The sequence below is a fragment of the Streptomyces sp. NPDC033174 genome, assembly GCF_055577795.1.
This window is the reverse complement of sequence record NZ_JBVIPQ010000002.1, coordinates 409,490-430,788: the sequence shown is the minus strand read 5'-3', so window position 1 is coordinate 430,788 and position 21,299 is coordinate 409,490. Positions and strand designations below refer to the sequence as shown.

General features: G+C 70.6%; 21 protein-coding genes, 1 tRNA gene and 3 pseudogenes. 17 read left to right on the top strand and 8 right to left on the bottom strand.

Annotation, left to right across the window (positions count from 1 at the left end; genetic code table 11):
* Positions 1-6: 6 nt before the first annotated feature.
* The 4 genes from ACZ5VC_RS08275 to ACZ5VC_RS08260 form a co-directional block, all read right to left on the bottom strand.
* Positions 7-1,299: a homoserine dehydrogenase gene (locus tag ACZ5VC_RS08275; RefSeq protein WP_469119295.1), complete on the bottom strand. Its 1,293-nt coding sequence runs from the start codon at positions 1,297-1,299 to the stop codon at positions 7-9.
* A gap of 95 nt (positions 1,300-1,394) precedes the next feature.
* The gene (gene lysA / locus ACZ5VC_RS08270; RefSeq protein WP_469119294.1) at positions 1,395-2,786 is read right to left on the bottom strand and encodes a diaminopimelate decarboxylase; all 1,392 of its coding nucleotides are present in this window, start codon (positions 2,784-2,786) and stop codon (positions 1,395-1,397) included.
* Positions 2,787-2,793: 7 nt separating this feature from the next.
* Positions 2,794-3,837 (bottom strand): ArgS-related anticodon-binding protein NrtL, encoded by a 1,044-nt coding sequence (gene nrtL, locus ACZ5VC_RS08265; RefSeq protein ID WP_469119293.1) that lies wholly within the window; start codon positions 3,835-3,837, stop codon positions 2,794-2,796.
* Positions 3,838-3,892: 55 nt separating this feature from the next.
* Positions 3,893-4,426 (bottom strand): response regulator, encoded by a 534-nt coding sequence (locus ACZ5VC_RS08260; RefSeq protein WP_469119292.1) that lies wholly within the window; start codon positions 4,424-4,426, stop codon positions 3,893-3,895.
* 275 nt (positions 4,427-4,701) lie between these two features.
* Here ACZ5VC_RS08260 and ACZ5VC_RS08255 point away from each other — a divergent pair.
* Positions 4,702-4,773 (top strand) — tRNA-Arg (locus tag ACZ5VC_RS08255).
* A 206-nt stretch (positions 4,774-4,979) separates the two neighbouring features.
* On the opposite strand, the pseudogene ACZ5VC_RS08250 reads toward ACZ5VC_RS08255, so the two are convergent.
* Positions 4,980-5,291, bottom strand: a pseudogene (locus tag ACZ5VC_RS08250) (tyrosine-type recombinase/integrase); the annotation flags it as partial.
* A 41-nt stretch (positions 5,292-5,332) separates the two neighbouring features.
* Between ACZ5VC_RS08250 and ACZ5VC_RS08245 the strand changes: the two are divergent.
* The 3 genes and pseudogenes from ACZ5VC_RS08245 to ACZ5VC_RS08235 all read left to right on the top strand — a co-directional run.
* Positions 5,333-5,992: pseudogene (locus tag ACZ5VC_RS08245) on the top strand (IS481 family transposase); the annotation flags it as partial.
* A gap of 108 nt (positions 5,993-6,100) precedes the next feature.
* Positions 6,101-6,364, top strand: coding sequence for a CopG family transcriptional regulator (locus ACZ5VC_RS08240; RefSeq protein ID WP_469119291.1), 264 nt, complete (start codon positions 6,101-6,103; stop codon positions 6,362-6,364).
* A complete protein-coding gene (locus ACZ5VC_RS08235) occupies positions 6,361-6,774 on the top strand; it encodes a type II toxin-antitoxin system VapC family toxin (protein WP_469119290.1) in 414 nt (137 codons plus the stop codon). The genes ACZ5VC_RS08240 and ACZ5VC_RS08235 overlap by 4 nt, the downstream gene beginning before the upstream one ends.
* A 208-nt stretch (positions 6,775-6,982) precedes the next feature.
* Here ACZ5VC_RS08235 and ACZ5VC_RS08230 read toward each other — a convergent pair.
* Positions 6,983-7,544 (bottom strand): annotated as a pseudogene (locus ACZ5VC_RS08230) (IS701 family transposase); the annotation flags it as partial.
* Positions 7,545-7,675: 131 nt separating this feature from the next.
* Between ACZ5VC_RS08230 and ACZ5VC_RS08225 the strand changes: the two are divergent.
* Positions 7,676-7,915, top strand: a complete 240-nt coding sequence (locus ACZ5VC_RS08225) for a hypothetical protein (protein WP_469119289.1) — start codon at positions 7,676-7,678, stop codon at positions 7,913-7,915.
* 677 nt (positions 7,916-8,592) lie between these two features.
* On the opposite strand, the gene ACZ5VC_RS08220 is transcribed toward ACZ5VC_RS08225, so the two are convergent.
* Entirely contained in the window at positions 8,593-9,378 is a 786-nt protein-coding gene (locus ACZ5VC_RS08220) for a hypothetical protein (RefSeq protein ID WP_469119589.1), read from the bottom strand.
* Between the two features lie 176 nt (positions 9,379-9,554).
* Between ACZ5VC_RS08220 and ACZ5VC_RS08215 the strand changes: the two genes are divergently transcribed.
* From ACZ5VC_RS08215 to ACZ5VC_RS08185, 7 genes are all read left to right on the top strand, one after another.
* Positions 9,555-9,986 carry an Asp23/Gls24 family envelope stress response protein gene (locus tag ACZ5VC_RS08215; protein ID WP_469119288.1) on the top strand — a complete coding sequence of 144 codons (432 nt, stop codon included), beginning with the start codon at positions 9,555-9,557 and terminating at the stop codon, positions 9,984-9,986.
* Positions 9,987-10,024: 38 nt separating this feature from the next.
* Complete coding sequence (locus ACZ5VC_RS08210; protein ID WP_469119287.1) at positions 10,025-10,252, top strand: hypothetical protein; 228 nt, start codon at positions 10,025-10,027, stop codon at positions 10,250-10,252.
* A complete protein-coding gene (locus ACZ5VC_RS08205; RefSeq protein WP_469119286.1) occupies positions 10,249-10,701 on the top strand; it encodes an Asp23/Gls24 family envelope stress response protein in 453 nt (150 codons plus the stop codon). The genes ACZ5VC_RS08210 and ACZ5VC_RS08205 overlap by 4 nt, the downstream gene beginning before the upstream one ends.
* Positions 10,698-11,378, top strand: coding sequence for a DUF6286 domain-containing protein (locus ACZ5VC_RS08200; RefSeq protein WP_469119285.1), 681 nt, complete (start codon positions 10,698-10,700; stop codon positions 11,376-11,378). Before ACZ5VC_RS08205 ends, ACZ5VC_RS08200 begins: the two co-directional genes overlap by 4 nt.
* 10 nt (positions 11,379-11,388) lie before the next feature.
* Positions 11,389-11,985 carry an alkaline shock response membrane anchor protein AmaP gene (gene amaP, locus ACZ5VC_RS08195; protein ID WP_469119284.1) on the top strand — a complete coding sequence of 199 codons (597 nt, stop codon included), beginning with the start codon at positions 11,389-11,391 and terminating at the stop codon, positions 11,983-11,985.
* A gap of 120 nt (positions 11,986-12,105) precedes the next feature.
* On the top strand, positions 12,106-12,261 hold the full coding sequence (locus tag ACZ5VC_RS08190; protein WP_469119283.1) for a DUF6131 family protein: 156 nt from the start codon (positions 12,106-12,108) through the stop codon (positions 12,259-12,261).
* Between the two features lie 373 nt (positions 12,262-12,634).
* Positions 12,635-13,450 carry an ATP-grasp domain-containing protein gene (locus ACZ5VC_RS08185; RefSeq protein WP_469119588.1) on the top strand — a complete coding sequence of 272 codons (816 nt, stop codon included), beginning with the start codon at positions 12,635-12,637 and terminating at the stop codon, positions 13,448-13,450.
* 69 nt (positions 13,451-13,519) lie between these two features.
* Here ACZ5VC_RS08185 and ku read toward each other — a convergent pair whose 3' ends face one another.
* On the bottom strand, positions 13,520-14,572 hold the full coding sequence (gene ku, locus ACZ5VC_RS08180) for a non-homologous end joining protein Ku (protein WP_469119282.1): 1,053 nt from the start codon (positions 14,570-14,572) through the stop codon (positions 13,520-13,522).
* Between the two features lie 50 nt (positions 14,573-14,622).
* Between ku and ligD the strand changes: the two genes are divergently transcribed.
* The 5 genes from ligD to ACZ5VC_RS08155 all read left to right on the top strand — a co-directional run bounded on the left by ligD (position 14,623) and on the right by ACZ5VC_RS08155 (position 21,168).
* Positions 14,623-15,507: a non-homologous end-joining DNA ligase gene (gene ligD, locus ACZ5VC_RS08175; protein ID WP_469119281.1), complete on the top strand. Its 885-nt coding sequence runs from the start codon at positions 14,623-14,625 to the stop codon at positions 15,505-15,507.
* Positions 15,504-16,601 (top strand): ATP-dependent DNA ligase, encoded by a 1,098-nt coding sequence (locus ACZ5VC_RS08170; protein ID WP_469119280.1) that lies wholly within the window; start codon positions 15,504-15,506, stop codon positions 16,599-16,601. The genes ligD and ACZ5VC_RS08170 overlap by 4 nt, the downstream gene beginning before the upstream one ends.
* Positions 16,602-16,709: 108 nt before the next feature.
* Entirely contained in the window at positions 16,710-18,818 is a 2,109-nt protein-coding gene (locus ACZ5VC_RS08165; protein ID WP_469119279.1) for a HEAT repeat domain-containing protein, read from the top strand.
* Positions 18,819-19,072: 254 nt separating this feature from the next.
* A complete protein-coding gene (locus tag ACZ5VC_RS08160) occupies positions 19,073-19,801 on the top strand; it encodes a hypothetical protein (RefSeq protein ID WP_469119278.1) in 729 nt (242 codons plus the stop codon).
* A gap of 152 nt (positions 19,802-19,953) precedes the next feature.
* Positions 19,954-21,168, top strand: a complete 1,215-nt coding sequence (locus ACZ5VC_RS08155) for an ATP-binding protein (protein ID WP_469119277.1) — start codon at positions 19,954-19,956, stop codon at positions 21,166-21,168.
* The last annotated feature ends 131 nt before the right edge of the window (positions 21,169-21,299 follow it).

Genomic DNA, 21,299 nt, shown 5'->3' with positions numbered 1-21,299 from the left:
GGTCCTTTACTCCCCTTCAACACGCATGATGCTGGCGACACCGCGCACGGTGTCGAGCTTGCGCAGCGCCTCGACGGTCCCGGAAAGGGCGGCGTCGGGCGCGCGGTGGGTGACGACGACGAGCGATGCCTCGCCGTCCTTTCCCTGCTGGCGGACGGTGTCGATCGACACCCCGTGCTCGGCGAAGACCGTCGCCACCTGGGCGAGAACGCCCGGCTTGTCGGCCACGTCGAGGCTGATGTGGTACCGCGTCACCACGTCGCCCATGGGGCTCACGGGCAGCTGGGTGTACGCGGACTCGCCGGGGCCGGTGGCCTCGTTGAGCTTGTTGCGGCACACGGCGACCAGGTCGCCGAGTACGGCCGACGCGGTCGGCGAACCGCCGGCGCCGGGGCCGTAGAACATCAGCTGCCCGGCGGCCTCGGCTTCGACGAAGACCGCGTTGTACGCCTCGCGGACGGAGGCGAGCGGGTGGCTGAGCGGGATCATCGCGGGGTGCACGCGCGCGGTGACGGACCCGCCGTCGGCGGCGCGCTCGCAGATCGCGAGCAGTTTGATGGTGCAGCCCATGCGACGGGCCGAGGCGAAGTCGGCGGCGGTGACCTCGGTCATGCCCTCGCGGTAGACGTCGTCGAGACGCACGCGGGTGTGGAACGCGATCCCGGCGAGGATGGCGGCCTTGGCGGCGGCGTCGAAGCCCTCGACGTCCGCGGTCGGGTCGGCCTCGGCGTATCCGAGGGCGGTGGCCTCGTCGAGCGCCTCCGAGTACCCGGCGCCGGAGGTGTCCATCTTGTCGAGGATGAAGTTCGTCGTGCCGTTGACGATGCCCATCACGCGGTTGATCTTGTCGCCGGCGAGCGACTCGCGCAGCGGCCTGATCAGCGGGATCGCACCGGCGACGGCCGCCTCGAAGTAGAGGTCCCGGCCGTGCTCCTCGGCGGCGGCGTACAGCGTCGCGCCGTCCTCGGCGAGCAGCGCCTTGTTGGCCGAGACGACGGAGGCGCCGTGCTCGAAGGCGGTGGTGATGAGGGTGCGGGCGGGCTCGATGCCGCCGATGACCTCGACGACGACGTCGATGTCGCCCCGTTTGACCAGGGCGGTCGCGTCGCTGGTGACCAGCGCGGGGTCGATGCCCTCGCGCACCTTCGAGGGGCGGCGGACGGCGACACCGGCGAGCTCCACCGGAGCGCCGATGCGCGCCGTGAGGTCGTCGGCGTGCGTCGTCATGATGCGCGCCACCTCTGAGCCGACCACTCCACAGCCCAGCAGCGCCACCTTCAGCGGACGCGTACGCATCATCCGACCTCACTTCTCGTACTTCTACGGTATGGACCAGTCTCACTCACCGGACGGAGGTTTCTATCCCCCGTCCGGATCCTGAGACATCTATTTCATCAGCCGACATCGAGACGCAGGAGATCTTCCTCTGTCTCACGTCGGACGATCACGCGCGCCAAGCCGTCCCGGACGGCGACGACGGGCGGGCGCAGTGCGTGGTTGTAGTTGCTGGCCATGGAGCGGCAGTAGGCGCCGGTGGCCGGCACGGCGATCAGGTCACCGGGGGCCAGATCGGACGGCAGGAAGGCATCGCGTACGACGATGTCGCCGCTCTCACAGTGCTTGCCGACCACACGGCTGAGCATCGGCTCGGCGGTGGAGGTCCGCGAGACGAGGGCGACGCTGTACTCGGCGTCGTACAGCGCGGTGCGGATGTTGTCCGACATGCCGCCGTCGACGCTGACGTACGTCCGCAGGCCCTCCAGGGCCTTGACCGTGCCGACCTCGTAGAGCGTGAAGGCGGTCGGGCCGACGATGGCGCGCCCGGGCTCGACGGAGATCCTGGGGGTGGCGAGACCGGCGGCCTCGCACTCCCTGGTGACGATGTCGCTGAGCGCCTTGGCGATCTCGTGCGGCTCGCGCGGGTCGTCGTCGGAGGTGTACGCGATGCCGAGACCGCCACCGAGGTCGATCTCGGGCAGCTCGACGCCGTGCTCGTCGCGGATCTGCTTCAGCAGACCGATCACCCGGTGCGCGGCGACCTCGAACCCGGACGTGTCGAAGATCTGCGACCCGATGTGCGAGTGGATCCCGATGAGCTCGAGACCATCCAGCTTGAGGGCCCGCCGGACGGCCTCGGCGGCCTGTCCGCCGGCGAGCGCCAGCCCGAACTTCTGGTCCTCGTGCGCGGTGGCGATGAACTCGTGCGTGTGCGCCTCGACGCCGACGGTCACCCGGATCTGGACCCGCTGTCGCCTGCCCAGAGACTGGGCGATGTGCGCGACGCGGACGATCTCCTGGAAGGAGTCGAGGACGATCCGCCCGACGCCGGCCTCGACCGCGCGGTGGATCTCCTGCTCGCTCTTGTTGTTGCCGTGGAAGGCGATGCGCTCGGCGGGCATCCCGGCGTCGAGGGCGGTGGTGAGCTCGCCGCCGGAGCACACGTCGAGGTTGAGCCCCTCCTCCTTCAGCCAGCGGACGACGGCCCGGGAGAGGAAGGCCTTGCCGGCGTAGAAGACGTCGGCGTCCGGCCCGAAGGCGTCGGCCCAGGCACGGCAGCGGGCCCGGAAGTCCGTCTCGTCGAGGAAGTACGCGGGGGTCCCGAACTCCTCGGCGAGCCGGGTGGCCGCAATGCCGCCGACGGTCAGGACACCGTCGTCGTTCCGGCTGACGGTGTGTGACCAGACCTTCGGGTCGAGGGAGTTGAGGTCGGCGGGCGGCGCCGAGTAGTGGCCCTCGGGAAGGACGTCGGCGTGGCGGGGCCCTGCGGGGTGGGCGGAACGGCTCATGTTTCTCTCACAAGTAGTCAGGGGCGCTGATGCCGAGCAGGGACAGGCCGCCGGCGAGCACCGTCCCGGCGGCTTCGGCGAGCGCGAGGCGGGAGCGGTGGGCGGCCGAGGGTTTCTCGTCACCGAGCGGCAGCACGCGGTGCTGGAAGCCGAGCAGGGCGTCGGCGGTGGCTTCGAGATGCCGTGCGACCCGGTCGGGGGCGCGCAGGCGGGCGGCGGTTTCCAGTACGGCGGGGTGGTCGCCGACGGCGGTGAGGAGCGCGGGCGCGTCGACGCTCTCCTCGTAGACGCTGGGGATGCCCAGCTGGGTGGCGTTGCGCAACAGGGCACGGACGCGGGAGTGGGCGTAGCGCACCCGGAAGAGCGGGTTGCCCTCGCCCTGCACGAGCAGCTCGTCGCCGACCCGCGGGTGATCGTGGGCGGCGGGCCGCAGGAGCGCCCACCGGGTCGCGTCGGACCCGAGGCGCCGCAGCAGTTCGGCGGCGTCGGCCCCGGCGGGAACGGCCCGCACCTCGTCGAGCGGCACGGGCGGGATCCCCTCGGCGCCGACCGTGACACCGAGCCGCGCCCACTGCGGGTCGACCTTGTCGCAGCTGGTCCGTACGAAAGCGCCCTGCGCGAGAAGAAGCCGGCGCACGACGTCGGCGGTGACGGCGGCCCTGACCTCCGGGCGGTGGTGGTACTGGAGGACCTGGCCGGCCATGGACCGGCCGCGTCCGTACTCCGGCCCCTCGGCGAGGACCCGGCGCACCAGCTCCGCGTCACCGGCCCGGTCGAGGGTGATGTTGAGGAACCCGGGCCCGGTGATCTCCACGGCTGCGATCCCGGGCTCCCGCGCGATCCTCGCGGACAGCACCTCGGCGATCCGGAGCGGCGGCATCCCGGCCTCGCGGGCGAGCCGGAGCGCGGCGTTCGTCGCGTAGTCGCCGCTGCCGCCGGGGCGGGGCCGCTCCACCACGATCCGCTGGGGCACCGGGGCCCGCAGCGCACCCTCGTCGACCGCGCGGCGCACGGCGTGCAGCACGGTGAGGGAGAGATCTGCGGGGGTCACGGGACAAGCGTATGGGAGGAGGGGGGTCACCATGCGAACCGGTTTCGCGATGCGGTCAGCCCCGCGCGCGCTCCGCGTGCCCGGCACCGTGCCGCCCCTCGAAGGAGGGCGGCGCGTCCGGCCCGTCTCCGCGCTCTTCCTCCTGAGCACCCTCGCGCACTTCCCGGCGCATCAGCTGCCGGACGAGCCGCACGAGCTCGGAGGGCTCGAATGGCTTGGCGAGAAACGCGTCGACACCGGCGGCGATCCCGCTCTCCACCTCGTACTGCGTACAGGCACTGATGATCGCGAGGGGCACATGCCTGGTCCGCGGGTCGGCCCGCAGCCGCGCGGCGGTACGGAGCCCGTCGAGCCGGGGCATGACGACATCGAGCGTGACGACATCGGGACGTACCTGATGGACGACATCCAGACACTCGACACCATCGGCCGCGGTCACGACCTCGAAGCCCTCCAGCTCGAGATTGACCCTGATCAACTGCCGGATCACCCGGTTGTCATCGACAACGAGCACCCGCCCGGACGCGCCTGACACCCCTCGAGAGTAGGTCGAGGGAAGTGGCTGCGTCCGGGTTTTCCCCACTTCCACCCCGTGCGGGGGACGAGGGAGGGGCCGGGCGGGGGAAGGGGGTGGCGGAGGGGGTGGGGGAAGGGCGGGTGGGGTGGCGCAGCGGTCCTCCTCGCACCTCCCTCCCAGAGCAACCCAGCCAGGCAGACACCCACCGTCCACGAGCGCCCGCGTCGCACGGAACCGGCACAAATGGAGGAGCCCCCGGCCCGGCGTGGAACCGGCGTAAATACCTGTTCACGGCCACCCTGCGGGAGCTGGTAGGGTTCTACCCGTCGCCGCCGAAAGCGGCGGACGCCCCCGTAGCTCAGGGGATAGAGCAACGGCCTCCGGAGCCGTGTGCGCAGGTTCGAATCCTGCCGGGGGCACTTCGCAGGAAGTGCCCAAAGACCCCGCCACCAGCGCTTTCGCTGAGGACGGGGTCTTGGCGTATGTGCAGCCGTGTGCGGCTCGGAGCAGCCGTATGTCGGAGTCCGTGGACTATTCGTGGACAGGATCTTGCGGCATCGACGCAGGCAGTCCCGGAGAACGGCGAAGGCCTCCGATCAGGTCCAGGGGCCGTGGAGGGTAACGCTCAACAGGTCTCACAGGTACTCGTGAGCAGGTCTTCGATACGCCGATTCGCCACTTCCTGACGGCCATCGAGGCACTTGGCGTACCAACGCGGCAGCACCTCCACGCTGTTACCTGCCCGCTAGGCGACCTCGGTCGGGTCCACACCGGCGTTGAGCCGTGTGGAGAGCGCCGAGTGCCGCAGGTCGTACGGTCGTGGGGCGAGCGGGGAGGCGAACGCGGCCGGCGGGAGCGCGAGTGTTCGGGCTTCCTGCCAGGCGCGGTAGGACGTCGAGGAGGAGACCACTCCCCCGTCCTCGCTGAAGAACAGCCGGCACGGACCTTGATGATGCGGCGTTCGGTGCGGGTCGGTGTCCGGCGCGGGCAGTTCACCGCGTCCTGACCCGCTTCGGGCTGGCCCGCCTGAGCCACCTGGACCGGGCCACCGGCCGCGTCATACGCCGCTACGAACGCGACAAGCCGGGTGAGCTCGTGCACGTGGACATCAAGAAGCTCGGCAACATCCCCGACGGCGGCGGCCACAAGACCCTCGGCCGCCAGGCCGGCCGCAAGAACCGTGCCAATGCCGGCTACAGCTACATCCACACCGCCGTCGACGACCACTCCCGCCTCGCCTACAGCGAGATCCACGCCGACGAGAAGAAGGAAACCGCCACCGCCTTCTGGCACCGCGCGCATGCCTACTTCACCAGCGCCGGGATCACCGTCGAACGTGTCCTGACCGACAACGGCGCCTGCTACCGCTCCCGCGACTGGCGCGACGCCCTGGCAGCATCCGGGATCGCACACAAGCGAACCCGGCCCTACCGGCCCCAGACGAACGGCAAGGTCGAACGGCTGAACCGGACCCTGCTGGACGAGTGGGCCTACGCCCGCCCCTACCGCTCAGAACAGGAACGACGCGACGCCTTCCCCGGCTGGCTGCACACCTACAATCACCACCGCGGACACACCGCCCTCGCAGGCAAACCACCCGCCAGCCGCGTCCCCAACCTCACAGGGCAATACACCTAGGGCTCCCGCTGCTGGGCGGCGCGGCATTCCGGCGCGGACCCGGCGAAGAGCTCCGAGGGTCGTCGAGTACCCGACGGGACATGGCGGATTCTGGGTAGGATAAGTAGCATGAGTGAGCCTACCGGCAAGTACTCGATCACCATGCCGCGCGACATCGCCGAAGCCGCCAAGGCCCGCAGCGGCCCCTCGGGCCTGTCTGCATATGTGGCTGCGGCCGTCGCTCGCCAGATTGAGCGGGACAACCTCAACGAGCTGATCCAGGTGGCCGAGGCCGAACACGGTCCCATCGCGGATGAAGAGGTCCAGTCCCTACGCGATCAGCTCGCTCAGGCACGACACGAGCAGACGCGGGGCGGAGCGAGCGCCGCGTGACTCGCTTCCCCGCCAAGCCCGGCGGCACCCTCGTCCTCGACAGCGAAGGGCTGGCCAAGGCCGTCCTGCGCGACCGCACCGTCACCGGCTGGCTCGCCTTGGCCCGCGCCGACGACCTGCGCGTAATCACCTCAGCAGCCACTTTGGTCGAAGTCGTTCACCCTCGCATCAACCGCCCGGCCCTGGAGTGGGCGCTCTCCCGGCTGGTTGTCGAACCGGTCACCGAACCGCTCGCTCGGCACGCCGCCACCCTCCTCGCCGATGCCGGCCTTCACGGCCACAAGTACGCCATCGACTCAATGCTCGCCGCAACTGCCCTGGCCGTCCCGGGACCGGTCACGATCCTGACTTCGGACCCCGAAGACCTCACCGCTCTGTGCCACGGACGCGCCACCATGATCAAGATCTGACCAGATCCTCGTCGCTCCGCCTCAGCCATGCCAAGGTCAGATCCTCAAACGCTTCCCGTCCAATCACTGCGACGACAACTAGCTGGACCAGTAAGGGCTTTGTTAAGTGGTGTCGTAGGGCCGCCAGGGGTGGGTTGTCGGCAGGTGGGGCAGGTGCCGGTCCAGGTGGCCAGTAGGTGTCGCAGGAGGTCCAGGGCCTGGTAGAGGGTCAGGCCCTGGCAGCGGCTTTTGGGCAGGTCCGCTGCTCGGTCGGGAACAGGTGGGCGGCGGTGACCAGGGTGACGTGCCGATGCCAGCCGGTGAACGAGCGGCCTTCGAAGTGGTCGAGGCCAAGGGTGGTCTTCAGTTCGCGGTAGTCGTGCTCGATGCGCCACAGCAGGTTCGCGATGCGGACCAGATCGCGGGCGGGGATGTTGGCGGGCAGGTTGGATTATCCAGTACATGACCGGCTCGTCCTGGCCTTCGGGCCACTGGGCGATCAGCCAGGTCAGCCGGATCGTGCCGTCGGCGGCGGGTTTGGGGCGGCGGCCGGCGAGCCGGACCCGCAAAGGAACGAAGTGCGAGCTCATCGCCGCTTTGGAACCCTTGCGCCAGGTCATGGGCCCGTCCCTGACGTCGTCCCGCGGCCAGCACGTGGTCCCGCATGGTCACCGGACGGGTGCGGCAACGGGGAAGAGGCCTTGCCCAGGCTGCCATAGGCAGTGGTGGGGTTCGGCATCCTCACCGTGGGCAGTCATCTCGGCCTTGGCCTGCAGGACACAGGCCACGCCGATCGGGACGTATGGGGATGCGACGGGGTCCGGTTGAGGTCGAGGAAGTGCTTGCGTGCCGCGTCATACACAGGCACGGGGAACTGGATACGGATCAGCTTCTTCGCGACCCACAGCCTGTTTATGACGTCTTGGGTCGTGAGGAGCCAGGCCGCTTCACCGCCGGCCCGGCCTGGGAGGGCATCCGGCCCATCGTCGACGAGTGGACCAAGGCAACGCTGGAGGCTGACGCCTCAGACATCCTCCGCATCCCGCGCGCACGGCAGGCGGTCGAGAATCTGGGCCTGGCCCTTGTTCCGCTCGACGGTGGACCAGCGATCAAAGGCTTTCTCTTGCACGTCGAGGGTGGTACGGCTCGCTTCCACTACTGACCACCTGCGACGCCGGGCCAGCTCTCCGGCGTCCGTCTCAGTTTCCGTCTCGTTCAGCCCGGTTGGCGGCCGTCCAGACGAGACCGAAGCCGGTAGCCGCACCCGCGGCCGACCGCTCGTGAACGTAGGTGAACGGCCTGGTTCGCGGCCCAGGGCCGCCAACACGGCTGGAAATTCCGGTGCGTTCTCTGTTCACCGAGACTCCGCGAACTGTCCGTATTGAGGCATTTTGAGCAGTTCATCTAGCCTGATTGAACGTACTGGACTCCGCGGCACTTTGCACCGAGACGGGGTCAGACACGGCCCGAGAGGGCAAGCCTGGGAAGGAACAGAAATGGAAGTTCCCCTCGCGCAAGATGAGCCCCAACGTGACGAAGTGTCCCGCCTCATCAAAGTGACGGCCACGATCATGATGGGGGTGGGTTCGCTCCTCATGGGTATAGGCGCGGTCATCGCTGCCTTGAGGTGAGCGCTGCTGTACAGCAGCGCGATACGCAAGGCTCAGGAACCGGCAACCGCGCCGTCACTGGAGAGCCCGTTACGGGGAATCTCGTACGGCGGGTTCGGAGGGGGCCGTGCGGAAAAGAACCTGCAGGGGAGTCCGGGTTCCTCCTCGAGTAGGACTCGGAGTCCCAAGGCCGGCGGTTTGGTTTTTCCAGCGTTGAGCTGCCTTACAGCTAGGCCGCGGTTTCTGTGACGAGGACGGCGGCGGTGACCGGGCCCGGGGTGTCCCTCGTGGCTGCGTCGGTTACCGCTGCCCGGACGGCGCGGGCGACTTCCAGTGGATGGTGCCCGTGGGCGACCGCGAGCTGGACCTCAATGCGCCGGCCGGGGGGATGGTCATGGTGCTCCACCTTGACCGGACGGCTTCCCAGCACGGGGGTGAGGCGGGCGACGCCCGGAACAGCCGCCGCGACGTCGGCCAACTCCCCGATGAACCCCCGCATGGGTGCTGTTCCGGTTGTTGAAGGCGAGCGTTCGGCGACTGCGGCTTCCGGCGGGGGCATGGCCCTCTCCGCGGTTTGCGAGCTGACGCCTGTCTCCGGGCCGCCGAGGAGATCGGTGACGCGCAGATCAACTGCCACGGTGGCCAGGCCGAGCCGTTCACTGGCCACGTTGAGCAGTGTGCTTCTCAACTGTTCGGCGGTTTGAGGCAGTGGCTGCCCCATGGTTGCGGTGAAGGACGCCTCGATCCTGAGCGGGCCGGGCGGTAGTGCGCTGGCCGGCGGGCGGACGGTCGGCTCGGAGACAGGCCCAAACGGTGCCAGCCCGATGCGCAGGCTCTCCAGCCGAGCACCGGGAATCTCAGCGGCCGTGCGCCTGAGGGCCCGGACGGCCGCTTGCTCGGTGATCCACGTCCCGTCGTCGGGCCCGCCCAGCGGGAGCAGCCGGCCCAGGTCGAGCTGGCGCCGTACTGCCTGCATCCACGCCTCAGTCTTCACCGGCCTCTCGCCCCCTTCCATGGCCGCGATTCTCTTCATGCCGCACCGTGCCCGAAGTGCCGCAGGGGCTCCGGGCGGAGGCGCTCGTGCCACTCGTCCGATCCTCCGGCCAGGTCCGCATCTCGGTACATCACTTACTAATTCGAATATAATTCGAATGAAGGGCTAGGTGAACTCGTTCAGGGAGGAATGGCCCGATGACTGAGAACACCGGCGTGAAGCACGGTGGTGCGCCCGGCTCTCGCGGCAGGACGGCCGTCGCCGATGTGGTGGTGGAGAAGATCGCCGGGATGGCGACACGCGACGTGCTCGGCGTCCATGCCCTGGGCAGTGGATTCGCGCGCTCAATGGGAGCCATGCGGGAGCGGATGCCCGGCGCCGGTAGCGGCAAATCCGCCACGCGTGGGGTCAGCGTCGAGGTCGGAGAGGTACAGACGGCCATCGATCTGGAGATCATCGTCGACTACGGCGTCTCGATCACGGACGTGGCCAGTGACGTACGCGAGCACGTGATCTCCGCGGTGGAGCGGATGGCGGGCCTGGAAGTCGTGGAAGTCAACATCGCGGTCAGCGATGTGAAGCTGCCCGACGAGGAGGACGAAGAGGACCAGCGGCAGCGGGTCCAGTAGCCGGGGCCGAGTCGGCTGCTTGAGTGAAGGAGCGCGTGATGAGCAAGGCCGTGGTCGGCTTGATTGCCGGAATGGCACTGGGTTTCGCCGCGTATTTCGGTGACTTCTGGGCTTTCCTGCTGGTGCTGGTCCTGGGCGCCGTCGGACTTGTGGTCGGACTCTTGATGGAGGGTGATCTCGAACCGGGTGACTTCTTCCGCCGCCGTGACGACCACCAGCGGATCCGCGATGACCAGCGACGGGTTCGAGGGGACTGGCGGCAGTGACCAGCGAGGCCGATCGCCGCCCGGGCATTCCCGGTGGGGAGCAGGAGCGGGGTGCGACCACAGTCGCCGACCGGGTCGTTGCCAAGATCGCTTCCCAGGTGACCCGCGAGGCGCTGAGCCGATTCACCGAGTCGGCCGGCCGCGTACCGCCCGGCCGTCGGACGCCACGCGTGACGACATCCGTGCGGAGGGCACCCGAGCGGAACGACACACGGCGGGACGGCGAGTCTGCCGCCGGACGGTCGGCCGTACTCGGCGAAGCACGGATGGGCATCGCCGTGGAGCTGGGCTATCCGTCCGACATCGGGGCGCAGTGCGCCGCGGTCCGCCGAGAGGTCACCGAACAGCTCCGGAGATGGGCCGGCATGGACATCTACGAGCTCGCGGTGTCGGTCGAGAGGCTGCACTCGGCGCACTCGCGGCACACAGACCGAGGGAGGGTGAGATGAGCGCCGACACCCGGTGGCAACCGACCGGCGACAGCGACCTCCCCTCCGATCCTGGACAGGCAGCTTCCTCCGGTGACCCCCCGGACAAGGGCGCGACGACAGGGGCCCATGAACCCGGCCGGTCGGCCCACCGATTCTGGTCCGCGCGGCGGATCCCCGCGGCCGTTGTGGCCCTGCTGGCCGTCGCGGGTACCGGACTGCTCCTGTACGACGTGGTCTCGGTGCGGGCAGGCCAGCCCGGGATGCGCTGGCGACGGCAGCTCGCCGACGAGCTGGCCACACGACCCTTGGACGACATCTGGGTGATCGTCGGAGCCGCAGTGGCAATGGCCCTCGGCCTGTGGCTCCTCCTGCTGGCGTTCACACCGGGACTGCGCAGACTGCTGCCCATGCGGCAACCCATCGGTACCCGAGGACCAGGGGAGGTCCGCGCCGGACTCGACCGCCGCGCAGCCGCCCTGCTCCTGCGCGACCGGGCCATGCGGGTGTCCGGTGTCCAATCGGCACGGGTCGATGTCGGCCGCCGGAAGGTCAAAGCCCAGGCACAGGCGCATTTCCGCGATCTCGACGAGGTCCGCGCAGACCTGGAAAGGGCGCTGGGCGAAGCCGTGCCGACCTTGGGTCTCGCCCGGCAACCCACGCTGGCCGTGCGTGTCCGGCGCCCGAAGAAGCGCTGAGGTGATCCCGATGCTCAAGACGGTTAACCGGGTCCTGCTGGGACTGCTCGGCCTTGGCCTGTTCGCCCTGGGCGGCGGCGTGCTCCTGGGCAGCCTGGATCTGCAGCGCCACTGGGGGTTCGACGTGCCGGGCTGGTGGCCCTTTCGCGGTCCGGCCGATGTAGTGCTGGGCGTCGGGGGACGCACCCGGTGGAGGGAAGAGGGCTGGTGGTGGCCGGCCGTCATCGCGGCGCTCTCCGTGCTGCTGGTGCTGCTGCTGTGGTGGCTTCTCGCGCAACTGCGTAAGGACCGGCTGGGCCAGCTCCTCGTCGACAGCGAAGACGGCACGGCGGCCCACCTCAACGGCCGCGCGCTGGAGGACGTGATCGAAGAAGAGTCACAGGCTCTGGACGGAGTCTCGCGGGCTCACGTGCAGCTGACAGGCCGGCGTACTGCTCCGGTCGCACGAGTGCGGCTGTGGCTGGAGCCTCACGCGGAACCAGAGCAGACCCTGGGCCGAGTCAGCCGGGAAACGCTCGCACGCGCACGAGACTCGGCAGGCCTGGACCGTCTCCCGTCGAACGTTCGCCTCCGGGAAGTCCGCCACGGCGCCCATCGCGTCGACTAGAAATCCGTCGCCGCACACCAGGACGGAATCTCGCCGAACCGTTCGCTCGGGGGCTGCCTGGCGACCACCACGAGTTGCGCCTACTCTGAGATCGAGGTACCCGCGAGGCCGGAGGTCATCATGATCATTCTCGGGGTCATCCTGCTCGTCATCGGGTTTGTGGCCAGCATTTCCATCCTGTGGACCATCGGGATCATCCTGCTCGTCATCGGAGTCATTCTGTGGATCCTCGGGGCGGTCGGTCACGCGGTCGGCGGACGCCGTCACTATTGGTAAACCGCTCGGCTCCCGTCCTGATGCAGCCCCATAGTCCCCTCGCGACCTGGTCGACGAGTCACAGTACGGCGAACAGGATGCCACTCCGCGCCCGCGCATCATCCTGATCCAGGTCGAACGCCTACCGGCACATGGGCGTCGGCGCCACGCTCATGCAGGCACTCGCGGACGACTTCGGGGGCCAGGTTGTCGACGAGTCCTGGTCAGTCCCTAATTTGTGGACCCTATTTGTGGACCCAACTTGCGGACACAGTCGCGGGCGAGGGAGCAATGGGTTCCGCAGCTGTCACAGGGCTGCCGGTCCGTAGGGTCTAGGGGTCGGCAGTGGGGAGAGAGGGAAGCGGTGGGTGGCGTGGTGGGTAAGGGTGGGCGGTTGCTCTATGTGACCGATCTTGGGTATCAGGCCAAGGGGCGGCGCTACTGCGACGAGGACATCTGGTTGAGCGGGCGGTTGCGTGAGGAGTTCGATGTCGCGCTCTGTCATCCGCTCGATGCCGTCGCGCTCATGGGTGCCTTCGACGGGGTGGTCGTGAGGAACAGCGGACCCGTCATCGAGTACCCGAAGGCGTATCAGGAGTTCAGGGCGGCGGCGCGGGCGGGCGGCGTGGCCGTGTTCAATCCGCTGGACGGTAAGGGGGACATGGCCGGGAAGGGGTATCTGCCGGCCCTGTTCCGCGAGGGGTTTCCGGTGATTCCGACCGTGGAGCGGCAAGCGGATCTGGGTCTGCTTCCGGAAGTGGACGAGTACGTCGTCAAGCCGGTGCTCGGGGCGGATTCCGTGGGGATGGAGTTCGTGGGGCGGGAGCGGATCGGGGAGGTGGAGTGGGAAGGGATGCTGGTGCAGCCGCGCGTGGACTTCGCGTACGAGGTGTCCTTCTACTTCATCGGGCGGGAATTCCAGTACGCGCTGTACGCGCCGCGGCCCGAGGCGCGGTGGGAGTTGGAGCCGTATCGGGCGAGCGCCGAGGATGTGGCGTTCGCGCGGCGGTTCGTCGACTGGAACTGCCTCGAGTACGGGATCCAGCGGGTCGACGCGTGCCGCGCGCGGAGCGGGGAGTTGCTGCTCGTGGAGCTCGAGGACCTGAATCCGTATCTCTCGCTCGGTCTGCTGCCGGAGAAGGAACGGGACGCGTTCGTGGTGGACCTGAAGCGGTCGCTCCGCGCGTGGGTGGGGTCTCGGGCGCGGTAGGCATCGCGGCGCCAGGCGCCCGGTTCGGACACGCGGGTGCGGACTACGACGGCGGTGCCCGCGCCCCCCTTACGCCGAACGCTTTCTCGGCGTTGCCTTCTTCGCCGTCGTCTTCTTCGCCGGCTGCTTCTTCGCAGCCGCCGTGGTCTTCCTGGCCGTCGTCTTCTTCGCCGCCGCCTTCTTCTCGGTCGCCTTCGTTGTCGACTTGCGGGCCTGCGCCGTCGTCTTCTTCGCGGCCGTCTTCGCCGTCGACTTCTTTCCGCCGCTCTCCTTGGGCACCGCCGCCGCGCTGCGCGGGCGTCGCGCCAGCTCGGTGACCTCCGCGACCCCGCCCGGCTCCTCGCCCCTGGCTTCCTTCGCCGCGCGCACGCTGTTCTCCAGGGCCGCCATCAGGTCGATCACCTGGCCGCCCGGCGCCGCAGCGGTGGTGGGTGCCTCGACCTCGCCGCCCTCCGCCTTCGCGGCGATCATCGCCTCGACGGCGGCGCGGTAGTCGTCGTGCAGCGACTCGATGTCGACCTCGCCGAGGGTGTCCATCAGCGCGTCGGCGAGGTCCAGTTCGGCGTCCCGTACGGTCACGGCGGTTTCCGGGGCGACGCCTTCCGTCGACCGGATCTCGTCGGGCCAGAGCAGACCGTGCATGGCGATGACGTCGTCGACGACCCGCAGCATGCCGAGCCGCTCCCGCCCCCGCAGCGCGAACTTCGCGACGGCGACCTTCTCGCTGCGCTTGAGCGCCTCGCGGAGCAGGGTGTACGGCTTGGCGGCGGGCACGCCGTTCGCGGAGAGGTAGTACGCGGCGTCCATCTGGAGCGGGTCGATCTCGTTGGCCTGCACGAAGGCCACGATCTCGATGGTCTTGGCGGTCGGCAGGGGAAGCGACGCGAGGTCCTCGTCCGTGATCGGGATCATCGTCCCGTCGGCCTCTTCGTACGCCTTGCCGATCTCCGCGTTGGAGACCTCGTCGCCGTCCAGCTCGCAGACCTTGCGGTAGCGGATCCGGCCGCCGTCCTCGGTGTGGATCTGGCGGAAGGAGATGGACCGGTTCTCGGTCGCGTTGACCAGCTTGATCGGGATGCTGACCAGCCCGAACGAGATCGCGCCGTTCCAAATGGATCGCACGGTTCATCCCTTTCATCCGTTACAGGCGAGATGTATGGGATTCTCATCGTATGACGCCGATCACAGAGGTGGAGGGCCGGCGGCTGCCCCTCAGCAACCTGGACAAGGTCCTGCACCCCGCCACCGGCACCACCAAGGGCGAGATCCTGCACTACTACGCCGTCACGGGCGGCGCGATCCTGCCCCATCTGCACAACCGCCCCGTCTCCTTCCTGCGCTATCCGGACGGCCCCGACGGGCAGCTGTTCTTCACCAAGAACCCCCCGCCCGGCACCCCCGCGTGGGTGAAGATCGCGCCCGTTCCCCGGTCGGACGACCCTTCCGCCAGCCAGGTGATGATCCAGGACCTTCCCTCGCTGATGTGGGCGGCGAATCTGGTGGTGGAGTTCCATACGCCGCAGTGGCAGGCGGACGCCCCGGCGCAGGCCGACCGGCTGGTCTTCGACCTCGACCCGGGGCCGCCCGCGACCATCGTCCACTGCTGCCGGGTGGCGCTGTGGCTGCGGGAGCGGCTCGCCGCCGACGGGCTCGACGCGTACGCGAAGACGTCGGGCTCCAAGGGACTGCATCTGCTCGTACCGCTCAAGCGCACCCCGTCGGAGCAGGTCTCGGCGTACGCGAAGCAGCTCGCCGTGGAGGCCGAGGCGGACATGCCCGCCCTGGTCGTCCACCGGATGGCCCGCGCCCTGCGTCCCGGGAAGGTCTTCGTGGACCACAGCCAGAACGCGGCGGCGAAGACCACGGCCACTCCCTACACCCTGCGGGCCCGCCGCGAGCCGACCGTGTCGGCGCCGGTGACCTGGACGGAGGTGGAGGCCTGCGCGGATCCTGGGCAACTGGTGTTCCTCATGGGCGACGTCGCGCCACGGCTCCAGCGGTTCGGTGACCTGCTCGAGCCGCTGACCGTCCCGGACGGGGGCGGAACCCTGCCATGAGCTCCGGGGACGTCTCTCGCGGAGGCGTACGGCCGCCGGTACGGGTCGCGCTCGCCGAGTCGGTGGGCACGCTGCCGCGCGGGCGGGGGCTCGCGTACGAGCCGAAGTTCGACGGCCACCGGGTGGTGATCTTCCGGTACGGCGACGAGGTCGTCCTCCAGGCCCGTTCGGGCCGGATCATCACCGCCGCGTTCCCCGATCTGGTGGAGGCGGCACGGCGGCTGCCGGACGGTACGGTCCTCGACGGCGAGGTCGTCGTCTGGACCGACGGCAGGACCGACTTCGCCGCCGTCCAGGGCCGGGCGGCGGCCACCCGGGCGCGCGCCGAGGTGCTGGCCGTTCGGCTGCCCGCTTCGTACGCCGCCTTCGACCTGCTGGCGGAGGAGGGCAAGGACCTGCGGCCCGTGCGGTACGAGCGGCGCCGCGAGCGGCTCGTCGCGGTGCTCGGGCCCCTGGGGCCGCCGCTCCAGCCGGTGCCGATGACGCCCGATCCGGAGCTGGCCGAGGTCTGGTACGAGACGCTGCCCGCGATCGGGGTCGAAGGACTGGTCGTCAAGCGGCTCGACCAGCCGTACCGGGGTGGCACGCGCGCATGGCGCAAGCTACGGCACACGGACACCCGGGACGCGCTGGTGGTCGGCTACACCGGCGGTCGTGAACGGCCCAACGCGCTGGCGCTCGTCCTGCCGGACGACGACCTTCCGATCATTTCCAGCCCGCTGGCGCCGGCCCTCCGGGTGCAGGCGGGCGAGGCGCTGGCGGCGTCGGCGGCGCCACGGGGAGCAGCGGCGGGAGGGCCGGCGGATGCAGCGGCGGTGGATGCCGGGCCGGGGGCGGGTACGGCCGCGGGTCCGGGGGCCGGTGCGACCGCCATGGCGCCCGGCCTGGGCGAGGTCGCCTACCAGCCTGTACGGGCCGGGCTCATGGCCGAGGTCGCCCAGGGCACCACCCGGCACAGCCTGATCACGGTGCTGCGGCTGCGCGACGACCCTCGCGCGGAGGAAAGTGCCGCCGCCAGTGCCACCGTCACCGAGCCCGCCCACCCCGGCGGCGACGGTGACGACAACAGCGGGGACAGCGGCTCCGACGGCTGAGCCGTGGCGCAAGAGCGCCGCGCAACCGCGTCCGATTGCCGGGTCCTGCTTGTCGGCGCTGTGGTGCACACTTGCCCCCAAGTGCGGTGTTCAACGGGGAGGCGGGGCATGTTGACGGGGATCGAGGAGGTCGACTGGGCCTCGATGAGGCATGCCTACGGGCCCGCCGACGATGTGCCGGTCATGCTGCGCGGGCTGGCGTCCCACGACGCGGCGGAGCGCGAGATCGCGCTCGACGGGATGTACGGCGCGGTCCACCACCAGGGCGACGTCTACGACTGCACGCTCGCCTGCATCCCCTTTCTGCTGGAACTGGTCAGGGACCCGAAGGTCCAGGACCGGGGCGGCATCGTGGAGTTACTCACCAGCATCGGCGGTATCGATCTGAGCGGTGACGACGAGCTGGACGAACTCGACCCGGACGACGAGGAGTTCGAGGACGCCGCGAACTACGCGATGGCGGCGGCCGCCGTCGCCGCGGGCGCCGACGCGTTCATCGCGCTGCTCGACGACCCGGACCCCGAGGTGCGGCTGGCCGCTCCGTGCGCGCTCGCCTCCCTGCACGGCGACCCCGCGCGCGTACTCGATCTGTTGCGGGAGCGGTTGACCGTGGAGACGGACACCCAGGTGCGCCTCTCCCTGGTGCAGGCCGTGGGCCGGATCGCCCTGCGGCACGAGTCGCTGCGCGAGGAGACCGTCGACTGGCTGGGCTGGCTCGCGGGCGCGGCGCAGGCTCCCGGCCTGCGGCTCGCCGCCCTCGCCCAGCTGGCCCGGTGCGCGCCGGCGCGGCTGCCCGGGGACGTCGTGGCGACGGTGGCCTGGCTGCTCGAGGAGATACGGAACGAGCCACCGGCCGGCTCGGGCGTGGAGGCCGGCGGGCTCGAGGGTGGCGGCGGGGACGCAGGGCGGCCGGCCACGCCGACGCTCGTGGGCCAGTTGCGGGAGCTGCGCGAGGAGCAGTCGGCGGGCCGGCGCACCCCGTGGACGGACGAGCTGCTGCGCACGCTGCACGCCGCGCTTGGCGACCGTGTCGGCGACCGGATCGCGCTCGTCACCGCCCAGTTGCGCAGCCCCGACTGGGGCCAGCGGGCCGACGCGATCTGGATGTGCGGTGGTCTGGTCCAGGGCTGGCGCGGTGGCTACGAGGAGGTGGTGCGGCTGGTCGGCGAGCAGTTGGCGGATCCCGAGCCCCGTCTGCGGGAGGCCGCCGCGAGCCGGCTCGAGGGCCTCTTCGAACTGGCCCGGCCCGCCGCCGACGCGCTGGCGGCCAGGGTGGCGGCAGAGCCGAGACCGTGGATCCAGGAGCGGCTCGACGGCCGGATCGCCCTGGGAAGCGCCCTGCTGGCGCTGGCCCGCTGCGGCGACGCCCGCGCGGTCCCGGCGCTCGGCGAGGCCCTGGAGTGCGGCGAGATACGGGACCAACTGACGTACGCGATCGGGCAACTGGGGGCGGCTGCCGCGCCGCTCGGGCCGGTGCTGCGGCGCCGGCTCGCCGAGGTGGAGCTGGACGACCAGCTGTACGACCGGGCGGCGCCGCTGCTTTCCGGGCTGGCGTCGGCGCGGGCGACCGACGCCCTGCCGGAGGTGCTGCGAGTGCTGCGTGGCGCGCCGGCCTACCGCAGGGACTGGGTGCTCGAAGCGGCGCTGCGGACGCTGACCGCGTTCGGCCGCGCCGCGCGCCCGGCGATCCCGGATCTGCGCCGGCTCCTCGGCAGCGACGCGGCGGCGGTCGCGACCGCCGCGGCCCGCGCGTTGTGGGAGGTCGAGGGCGACGCGGGTGCCGTGCTGCCCACGCTGGACGCCTGGCTGCGGGCGCGGAACACGAGCGAGCGGCGGTCGGCGGCCAAGGCGCTCGGCGCGATCGGGCCGGCCGCGGCGCAGGCCGCGCCCGCGCTGCGGGCCTGCCTGACCGCCCGGGACCTGTGGCTGCGGGTGGAGGCGGCGGCCGCGCTGTGGCGGGTCACCGGAGAGGCTGAGGAAGCCCTGCCGGTGCTGATGGGGGCCTGGCGGGAGAACCGCTACGCACGCGTGGAGATCGCCGAGTGCCTGGCGGGCATGGGCCCGGCGGCTCGGGACGCCGCGCCGGAGCTCCACGCGGAGCTGGCCCGGCGGTGCCGGCACAACGTGGTGGAGGGCGGTTCGGGCAGCCATGACATCCACCAGGACGAGAAGCTGCTGACGCTCTGCCGTACGGCACTGGAGCGGATGGACCAATGATCGGGCGCGGGCGGGCGCGGCGGGCGCGGGCGGACGCGCTGCGGCGCGGGGCCCGGGGTCCCACCCGGGTGACACGGCCGGGCAGCCGGGCTGGTACACAGGGAGGAGTGACAAAGCCGACTTCCCTTTGAATCCCTTTGAATCTCGTTGAATCCCCATGAATCCCTTTGAAGAGCCATAAGTAAGGCCTATACGGCCCTATGGGACGGACGTCGGCCCGCCCGACTGAGGACCCCGCCCGATCGAGGAGAACCTTGAGCACGACCAGCCGCATCGTCCGCGCCGCGCTGCTGCTGGCCCTTGCCGTGCCCGTACTCACCGGCTGCGGTGACCAGGGCGGACTGGAGAGCGCGGGCGCGACGCCCACGGCCACCGGGCCGGTGCGGCTCTGGCCCGATCTGCCGCCCGCCACCGACCCGCCGCTCGACTACGGCGAGAGCGACACCGAGCGCGTCCCCGGCATCAAGGCGCCGGGCAACGATGTCCACAGGGTGGACCCGGTGGCGGTCGTCCGAGCCGAGGTGAACGCGCACCCCGACACGTACACCGGCAGTGACGGCGTCTACGAGGAGACCGTCCAGCAGCTGCGCGACTGCGGGAAGAAGCCGAAGGTCTGCCCGGTCCTGAAGCCGTACTACCGCGATCTCACCGGCAACGGCAGTGACGAGCTGATCGTGGGGATCCGCATGCCCGACCAGCAGGTGGGCGTGCGGGTCTATCTGGCCGAGGGCGGGGGCCTGACACGGATCATGTCCACCGTGGACCAGGTCATCAGCGTGGACCTGGCCGGGCGGGACCTGATTCTGCGGGTGAGCTCGGCCGGGATTCCCGGATACGAGTACCGCACGGCCTGGTCCTGGGACGACCAGCAGCGGACGATGCTGCCCACCCGGGACGAGATCGTCCGGGTCAAGCCGTCCCCGCCGTACCCCTCGCGGTCGCCCGAGGCGCCGTCCAGGACTCCGAGCGCGGCCTCCCGATGAGACTCCCGCGACGATCCCGACCCGGGTCCGGGCCGCGGCTCCGGGCCCGTACCGAACCACGCTCCGGGCCGCGACGACGGCCCGCGCGGCGGCTGCGGTTTCCCGCCTGGACCGCCACGCTCACCTGGAAGGCCGCCGTCTTCATCGCGGTCATGTGCTGCGCGCTCGCGGCGCTGCTCGGCGTCCTCGTCCATGTGTCGGTGACCCGGCAGACCGTCGACGCGGCCCGCGAGAAGGCGCTGGGCCGGCTGGTCGAGGTCACCCGCGCCTACGAGTCGGGCGAGCCGTTGCCCCGTTTCGCCGGGGTGGACCCCGAGGGCCTCCCTCCGTCGCTGCGCGCGCTCGCCCTGCGCGGGCAGCGCGGCACCCTGGTCGCCGACCACGACGGCCGGCCCACGATGTGGGCGGCCGGCCCCGCCGACGGCCGCGCGATCGCCGTCCGGGTCGACTACTCGCTGAGCGTCGGGACGATCATGGGGCTCGACCGGTCGATCCTCGGCTCCTCCGTGCTCGCGATCGGCGCGACGCTGCTCGTCGGCGCGTTCGCCGTGACCCGGGTGACGCGGCGGCTGCATCTCACCGCGACCGTGGCGCGCCGGATCAGCGCGGGCGATCTGGACGCGCGCGTCAACGACCCACGGACCAAGGACCCTTCACGCCCCGAGGACGAAGTGGCCACGGTCTCGGGGGCCCTGGACACGATGGCGTCATCGTTGCAGCGCAAGCTGCTGAGCGAGCAGCGCTTCACCGCCGATGTGGCGCACGAGCTGCGCACCCCGCTGACCGGGCTCTCGGCGGCGGCCGAACTGCTGCCGCCCGGCCGCCCGTCCGAGCTCGTACAGGACCGGGTGCGGGCGATGCGGGCGCTCACCGAGGACCTGCTGGAGATCTCCCGCCTCGACGCCCGCAACGAGAAGGTCGATCTGGCCATGCACGCGCTGGGGCCGCTGGTCGAGGGCGTGGTGCGGCACTCGGGTACGCGGACCGAGGTGCGGGTCGTACGCGACGCGACCGTCGAGACCGACAGGCGGCGCCTCGAGCGGGTGCTCGGCAATCTCGTCGTCAACGCGCACAAGCACGGCGCGCCTCCGGTGGTCCTGACCGTGGACGGGCCGGTGGTCGTCGTGCGCGATCACGGCGCGGGCTATCCGCAGTACCTGCTGGACAGCGGGCCGCAGCGGTTCCGCACGGAGAGCGGCAGCAAGGGGCACGGCCTCGGGCTGACGATCGCGGTGGGCCAGACGTCGGTGATCGGCGCGGAGCTGGTCTTCACCAACGCGCCGGAGGGCGGGGCGGAGGCGCGGCTGACGCTGCCGGAGTACGTACGGTTCACGCCGCCCGAGGAGGACGACCCGCCCGCCGCCTGAGTCGGGCGATGGATCCGCTGGTCCGTCCAGGTGGCGGTGGCCGTCTGCGTCCCGACGGTTGTGTCCGACGCCGAGCGCCTGCCCGTCGTGCCCGGCGCGCCTCTGGTGGACGTGCCGGACACGGGCTGAGC